Genomic DNA, 7,706 nt, shown 5'->3' on the forward strand with positions numbered 1-7,706 from the left:
GGCGATCCGCCGGAGGCGACCATGGGGAGGAGTCCCCATGGGGACGGAGCACCCGTCCGGACGCGTCGCGGGGGTCTCCGGGGCGGGCTCGACGCCCCTCCCCGTCGGCCCCCGAGATCGGCCCTCAGCCCGACGTGATCTGCGCGACCTGCAGCTTCATCGCCCGACCGCTGTAGACGAGGAAGCCGCGGCCGGCCGGGAAGTCGGCCCGACGGATCCTCCCCAGTCCGGTGCCGAGCAGCGAGTCGCCGTCCATGTCGCTGGGCTGGAGCAGCAGCCCGCGCCGTCCGGCCTTGAACGGCTGGGCGAGGACGTAGGCCTGGGACCACGAGGCGGATTCGTTCTCGCCCACCACGAACTGGCCCTCGCGGGTGCTGGCGCGGATGAGCTTGTCGAGGTCGTTCTCCACGCCGGTGCCGGTGAAGTCGGCGACCCCGTCGATGAACAGGGCCAGGCACCCCTCCCCCACCGAGCCGGACTCGATCGTCTGGCGGAGCTGGCCGGCGAGCTCGCGCACGGTGTCCGGATCGGAGGCCTCCACGTCCCAGACGGGCAGCCCGGTCAGCGGGGTGCGGCGCGAGGAGAAGCGGACCAGGCGCATGGGGTTCTCCATCGCCTTGAGGCCAGTGGCGATGGTGAGCATCGCGGTGGTGCGACCCGATCCCATGGGGCCGGTGACCATGAAGGCGCCGCGCGGCTCGTAGGTGATCTCGGCGAGGGTCTCGTCGGCCAGGCCGAGGACGGGCCGGCCGCCGACGACGGGGCGGAGCGTCGAGAGCTCGACCCGCTCGGGCAGGCGCTCGATGGTGGGCGCCTCGGGCACGCCGGCGCGCCGCATCGCCTGGGCGAGCTTGGCGACCTCGCGGGACTGGATCGCGACGTTCGAGTCGCCGCCGTGCACCGCGATCTGCACCTCGTGGCCGTCGAGGATGGAGCGTCCCGGGGGTGAGGTGCCGTCCAGGACGTCCTTGGGCTCGCCGAAGGCCGAGTAGTCGTCGGCACTGGCCATGCGGTGGACGAGGCGGCGCTGGATCGAGGAGCCGAGCGAGGTGGGGATCGCGTTGGGACGGTCGCCGGTGACGATGACGTGCACGCCCACCTGGCGGCCGTCGGTCGCGATCTGCACGAAGGTGGTGAACCACTTCGAGAGGTTCGAGTAGTCGTAGGCCTCGCGGAAGGCGGCCATGCCGTCGACCAGCAGCAGCACGCGGGGCGTGTCGGACTTCCCGGTCAGGTCCCGGTACTCGGCCACGGACCCGGCGCGATGCTTCGCGAACTCGCGGGCGCGGTCGTCGATCAGCTCCCGCAGGGTGCGCAGCAGGCGGATCACGCGCTCCTCGTCGTCGCCCGCGATGATCGAGCCGACGTGCGGGAGGTCCTCGAGCATGGTCAGGCCCGAGGCGCCGAAGTCGAGCCCGTACACGTGGACGGGGCCGCCGCGCACCGTCGAGGCGGCGGAGATCGCGATGGTGCGCAGCGTGGTCGACTTGCCGGAGCCGCCGGTGCCGTAGATCGCCATGTTGCCGTCGCGATCGGGATAGTAGGAGACGGTCGGCTGGGACTGCTCCTCGGGCACGTCCATCACCCCCAGCAGCAGCTCCTCGTCGGTGCGACGCGTGGGCAGGCGCGAGAGGTCGTAGGCGTCGGCCAGCTCGGACAGCCACGGCTTGCGGGGCGCGGGCACGCCGGCGCGCTCGGCGGCGGCCTTCACCGTCGCGACGACGCGGGAGATGTCGTTGGGGCCGGGGTCCTTGACCTCCTTGGTCGGCGGGGAGGGGATGTCCCACTGCTCGCCGGTGCCGAAGTCCTTCTCGACGATGTCGATGCGTGCTCTCTCGGGCTCGTGGGTGGTCCACCCTCCCGCGTAGCCGGTCTGGAAGGTCGCGATGCGGCCGGGGCCGGTCTTCGCCGCGGCGCGGCCGGGGATGCCGGGGTCGAAGTGGGCGGCCATCTTGTCGCCGAGGATGTCCTTGGAGTCGGCCTCGTCGGCCATGCGCAGCGCGATGCGGAGGTTCGTGTTGGCGCGCAGGTTGTCCTTGATGACGCCGGCGGGCCGCTGCGTCGCGAGGATCAGGTGCAGGCCAAGGGAGCGGCCTCGTGCGGCGACGTCCACGACGCCGTCGACGAACTCGGGGATCTCCTTCGCCAGCGCCGCGAACTCGTCGACGATGATGATCAGGCTGGGCGGGGCCTCGGGGTCGCCGGTCCGCTCGAGGGAGACGAGGTCCTTGGCCTTCTTCCGGTTCAGCAGGTGCTCGCGATGGTGCAGCTCCGCCCGCAGCGAGGTGAGCGCGCGTCGCACCAGGTGCTGGGAGAGGTCGGTGACCAGGCCCACGGTGTGCGGCAGGTCGACGGCGTCGGCGAAGGCGGCGCCGCCCTTGTAGTCCACGAACAGGAAGGTGACCCGGTCGGGGCTGTGCGCGGTGGCCATGCCCATCACCCAGGCCTGCAGGAACTCGGACTTGCCGGCGCCGGTGGTGCCGCCGACGAGGGCGTGGGGGCCGTTGGTGCGCAGGTCGAGGTGGAAGGCGTCCTGGCCGTTGTGTCCGATGAGCCCGCGGAGGTTCCCGTCGTGCTTGCGGCGCTGGGGCTCGGAGCCGTCGCGCGGGGTGAGGGAGCTGTTCTCCTTCCACCGCTCGATGATGTGGTCGGGGTCCTCGGCCATCGCCATGCCGCCGAGCTTGAGATAGGAGATCGCACGGGGGAGGTCGGAGTCGTCGTCGACGGGGACGCCCGCGTCGACGACGGGCGCGAGGTGGCGGGCCACGCCGGCCGCGACGTCGACGGAGACGGTCTCGACGGTGACGGGGTAGTACCGCTCCCCCACCCGCACGTGCCCGGCGCTCGCGCCCTCGATCGACTCGTCCACGGAGACGTAGGTGCGGCAGGCCGCGGGCAGCGCGGCGATGTTCGCGGCGCACCAGATCACGTGCACGCCGACGTCGGGGCCGCGCTCGGCGATGCGCACCAGGCGCGCCCGGTCCACGGGGGCGTCGTCCTCGATGATCACCACCAGGCTCGGGGTGATCGGCTCCGGCGGGACCTGCGGCTCCTCGGTGACGTCGACGGTCATCGGGGTGCGCAGGGCGGGCGGCGCATCGCCGGCGCGCTGCTCGATCAGCTCCTCGATCCGCGAGAGGAGGGAGGTGCCGCGTCCGGGGGTGTCGGCGAGGTGGTCGCCGGGCAGCGGGGAGTGCGGGCTGGAGGTGTGCGGCAGCCACTTCAGCCACTGCCACATGTCGCGGCTGGAGCGGGAGGTGATCGCGGCCAGCGCGATCTCCGCCGGGGAGTGGAGGGCCAAGAGCTGGGTGACGATGCCGCGGGCGACCCCGTCGGCCTCCTCGCCTCCGCCGGCGACGCCGAGGTTGCCCGCGTACCTCAGCTCCGCGACCACCGGCACGCCGGCGATCATCCTGTACTCCTCGTGCATGTCGTCGAGCATGTCGTAGTACTTCGGGATGGCATCGTTCTCGCCGGGCATGTCGATGCCCACCCGGGACTCCGCGATGCCCAGTCCCAGGCGCACGGTGCCGAAGGCGTTGTGCTCGGGGCGATGCGTCCACAGCAGGCGCCCGAGGCGGAAGGCGGCGTCGACGGTGTCCGCGGCCGAGGGCGCCTCGACCAGGCGCACCGCCCGCTCGAGGTCCTGGGCTGCGGTGACGCGGCGCTTGAGGGAGGCGAGTCCCTCCTCGAAGTTCGCGATCTGCCGCTCGAGCATCTTCTTCTGCTGGAACTTGCGGTTGAGATACCCGGCCGTCGCCATCATCGGCATCATGAACACGAACATGAGCGAGAAGGGGCTGCGGGTCAGCGAGAACATGAAGGCGCCCATGAGGAGCGGGGCGAACATCATGAAGATCGGGAAGAACTGGGGGTTCGGCTCCTTCGGCGGCGTCGGCGCTTTCAGCGGCCGGTAGGGGAAGCGCGGCACCACGCGCGGGGACCGGTTGAACTCGACCACCGGGGAGCTGGGAGCGGTGCCGCCGAGGCGGTGCAGGAGGATCACCGAGAAGGTGGTCCCGCCGATCAGCACCGTGTCCGAGGGGCCGATCACGGCGCGCTGGACCCGCTCGCCGCCGATCACCACGCCGTTGGAGGAGTGCAGGTCGACGATCTCGATGGTGTCGCCCACGTTGATGCGGGCGTGGCGCTTGGAGAGCATCGGGTCGGCGATGCGGATGTCGAGATCGCCCTCGCGCCCGATCACGCTGGACCCCGAGGGCAGCGGGTACTCGCGTCCCGACTCGGGGCCGGAGAGGACGCGCATCAGCGCGACTGCGGCGCCGCGGGACTCGGAGCGGGTGGCGTACTCGCTCGAGGAGCGGGCGATGGAGACGATGCTGCCGGAGCGCAGACCGGCCTGGATCAGGTCGATCGAGCGGTCCAGGGAGCGCACGCCGTTCGCGCCGGGTCCGGCACCGGGGTCCTGGACCTGGAGGGTCAGCCCGTCGGGCGGCTCGACCTCGCTGCGCAGCGGGTCGGCGAGGTACAGGGCGTTCGCGACGTCGGCGACGGTCGCGGTCGCGTCCGCGGTCACCTCCAGATCGGTCAGCCGGTCCTCGGGCCTGCGCAGCGTGAGCTTGATGCGCATCTGGTCTCCTCCCCCTGGCGGGCCCCTCGCCCGCCGTCCTGATCCCCGCCTCGGGGATCGGCTCCGTCCGTCCAGCTCGATCCCCGGCGGGGCGGCCTAGTCGTCGTCCTCGTCCTGGGACTGGTCCAGCAGCGGCAGGTCCTCGCTCGTCACCAGCCGTGAGAAGACGGCGTGCTCGACGAGGCGGGCCCGTCGGTTGGAGGCGAGCTTGCCGGGCCCGCCGCGCAGCCCTCGCACCCCGAGCCGGTCGAGCTTGTCGCAGACGTTGTCGAGCTTGCGGTTGAACTTCGTCAGCTGCCAGCCCAGGCGCTCGGAGGCCTGCGCCGAGGTGGGCACCGAGCTCATGCCGGAGCCCTCGCGGGTGAGCATCGGCTCGGCGAGCGCGAGGATCAGCAGCTTCTGGCTCGGGGTCAGCTGGACGGAGCCGACGGTGGTCTCCCCCGCCGGGTCGTCGGGGCCGGCGATCCGCGCGAACTCCGGGGACTCCGCGTGCACGGACAGGTCGTAGGTGGTGGGGCCGGCGGTGAAGACCACCTTGGTCACGTCGAAGACGAGCGGGATGCGCGCGCCGGGCGCGAGCCAGGCCTGCATCGAGCCGGTGCCGTCGGTGATCGTCGCCGAGAGCCGCGCCCCGATGTTCACCAGCCACCACATCGACTCGACCTGCACGATCGTGAGGAAGCGTCGGTGGAGGAAGGGGTTGTCCTCGTCGATCGTGAGGTCCGCCTCGCGACCGATTGTGAGCTCCTCCCCGTCCTCGACGCGGTACCACTCGCCGCAGAACTCGACCGAGATCGTCGATGCCATGGTCACTTCTCTCCTGTGTGTCGGGTCCGGTGGGCGCGCGCCGCGGCTGCGCGCGTCTCGCCGTGCGAGACGCTGTCCCCATCGGCGGTCGTCGGGGTCATGGAGATCGGGGCCATGATGGTCGAGGTATCACCCATTGAGGCACTTCTTCGCCGGCTCGCTGGACTGCCCGTTGGGGTTGACGGTCCTGACGGTCAGGCACCGCTCGGCCAGCTGGGGCGGGATCTCGATCACGACCGAGTTGCGGCCGTGGACCTCGTGCTGCACGGCGTAGCGGTCGTAGTTCGCGGGCAGGTCCTGCCACTGCACGATGAAGTGGTCCTCCTGGGAGAAGTTCTCGGGCAGCTCCCACGCGACCTTCACCCGTCCGGTCCGCCCGCCCTCCTGCTCGGGGGCGATGACCTGCAGCTCGAGGCTGCGGGGAGCGCCCGGGGCCTCCTCCGGGTCGACAGGGGCGTTGACGCGGGTGGAGGGGGCCTCCTCGGGCTCCTCCGCGAAGAAGTGCCGCACGCCGAGGGTCGCCCCGACCCCGAGCAGGAGCACGAGCACCGCGGCGAGGGTGACGAACGGCCAGGCGGGGGTGCGGGGCCTCTCGGGCTCCGGCTCCCGGTGCTCGGAGGCCAGCGGCGCACGGCCGACGGATCCGGCGGGCGCCCCGGCGGGGCGCAGCATCGTGGACTCCGAGGCGTCGGCGGCCGACGGGGCCGAGGCGCCCGACCAGCTCGCGGGACCCGCCGGGGCGGGGGCGGCTCCGAGCGCCGGGGCGACCCCGGCATAGGGGTCCCTGCGCCGACGGCCGCCGGGGCTGGTGCCCGTCTCGGGGTCGACTGTGGCGACCTTCCGGATCCGGGTGTGCTCGACGAGCTCGTCGTCCTCGCCGTCGTGGGCGGGGGCGGCGCCGCGGTCGTCCAGCACGTCCATCTGGGTGACCGGGAGCGAGAGCGAGAGCTCCACCTGCTGCAGCGCACGGCCGAAGGCCAGCGCGGTGTCGTAGCGGCCGGCGGGGTCCTTCGCCATCGCGATGGACAGCGCCCGGTTGAGCTCCGGGGGCACGTCGGGCCGGTTCAGGGCCGGCAGCGGCTCGCTCGCGATCCGCTGGATGAGGTCGGTGGCGGTGTTGCGCTGCCCGCGCCGTTCGAAGGGCGTCTGCCCGGCCAGCAGCGAGTACACGCTCGCGGCGAGGGAGAACACGTCGCTGCGCACGTCGGCGCGCGGCGGGTCGGCGAAGAACTCGGGCGGCGACCAGGGGATCGACATGCCCTGGGAGTCCTCGACGTCGTCCCCCTGCCCGGCGGCGATGGAGATGCCGAAGTCGGTGAGGGCGGGCCGGTTGTAGTCGGTGACCAGTATGTTCGCGGGTTTGATGTCGCGGTGGAGGATCCCGGCGCGGTGCGCGGTCTCCACGGCGCCGGCGATCTGCACGCCCACGCGCAGCGCCTCGGCGACGGTGATCCGCTCCTTGCGGAAGCGCACGCCGTAGTTCGGGCGCGAGCAGTACTCCATCACGATGTAGGGGCGGTGGTCCCCGGAGACCTCGGCCTGGTGGATCGTGACGATCGAGGGGTGGGTCGACATCTGGGCCATGACGTTGGCCTCGGAGTCGAACTGATGGCGCACGGAGTCGTCGAGCACCGTGGACAGCAGCACCTTGATCGCGACGCGGCGCTGCGGCCGTGCCTGGCGGTACAGGAACACGTCCGCGAACCCGCCCGAGCCGAGCAGCTTCTCGTACTCGTAGCCGGCCAGGCGCGGCGGTGCCGAGGGCGGTCTCGAGCTCATGGCTTCTCCCCGTACGTCAGGTGGACTTCATCCCCCAGGTCCAGCAGGTCTCCGTCGTGGAGCACCACGCCCTCGCGGGGGCGCAGCCGCAGCGGCTCGTAGCCCTCGCGGTGCAGCGTGGTGCCGTTGGTGGTGCCGAGGTCGAGCGCGACCACGTGCCATCCCTCGAGCCTCAGCTCGAGGTGCGAGCGGGAGATGTCCTGCTGCGGGCTCGGCACCGTGATCAGCTGCGGCACATCGCTGCCGCTGACGCGGGACGCCCGGGGGCGCCTGCCGATGACGGCGGTGCGGTCGAGCACGAACCCCTCCCCCGTGCTCACCGCGACGGCGCCCAGCGGAGGGCGTGCGACGGTGCGGGTGGGCCCGCTGAGCGGCGCGGCGCAGAGCCGGCACGCCGACCTCTCCGGCGAGTTCGCATGGCCGTTCGCGCAGACCAGCCCCGGCAGCGCCACGGCGGCGCCGCCCATCACTGTGCGCCACCAAAGAGCCTGGTGATACCTGGTTTCCCTCGCGTTCCCGCTGCCACAGC

The 7,706-nt window shown here is 72.2% G+C and carries 4 protein-coding genes; all 4 read right to left on the minus strand.

Annotated elements, in window-relative coordinates; all coding sequences use genetic code 11:
• Positions 1–124 precede the first annotated feature (124 nt).
• Positions 125–4,591 carry a type VII secretion EssC family protein gene (locus tag L3K22_RS14870; protein WP_263312073.1) on the minus strand — a complete coding sequence of 1,489 codons (4,467 nt, stop codon included), beginning with the start codon at positions 4,589–4,591 and terminating at the stop codon, positions 125–127.
• 96 nt (positions 4,592–4,687) lie between these two features.
• Positions 4,688–5,398, minus strand: coding sequence for an FHA domain-containing protein (locus L3K22_RS14875; RefSeq protein ID WP_263312074.1), 711 nt, complete (start codon positions 5,396–5,398; stop codon positions 4,688–4,690).
• 129 nt (positions 5,399–5,527) lie between these two features.
• The gene (locus L3K22_RS14880) at positions 5,528–7,177 is read right to left on the minus strand and encodes a serine/threonine-protein kinase (RefSeq protein ID WP_263312075.1); all 1,650 of its coding nucleotides are present in this window, start codon (positions 7,175–7,177) and stop codon (positions 5,528–5,530) included.
• On the minus strand, positions 7,174–7,706 hold a 533-nt coding region (locus L3K22_RS14885), incomplete at its 5' end, for an FHA domain-containing protein (RefSeq protein WP_263312076.1). The genes L3K22_RS14885 and L3K22_RS14880, both read right to left, overlap by 4 nt.

It is taken from the genome of Brachybacterium atlanticum, from assembly GCF_025669985.1.
GTDB lineage: Bacteria > Actinomycetota > Actinomycetes > Actinomycetales > Dermabacteraceae > Brachybacterium > Brachybacterium conglomeratum.

Coding starts and splice junctions, on each gene's coding strand:
- L3K22_RS14870 (WP_263312073.1), bottom strand. CDS start 4,591: ATGCGCATCAAGCTCACGCTGCGCAGGCCCGAGGACCGGCTGACCGAT.
- L3K22_RS14880 (WP_263312075.1), bottom strand. CDS start 7,177: ATGAGCTCGAGACCGCCCTCGGCACCGCCGCGCCTGGCCGGCTACGAG.
- L3K22_RS14875 (WP_263312074.1), bottom strand. CDS start 5,398: ATGGCATCGACGATCTCGGTCGAGTTCTGCGGCGAGTGGTACCGCGTC.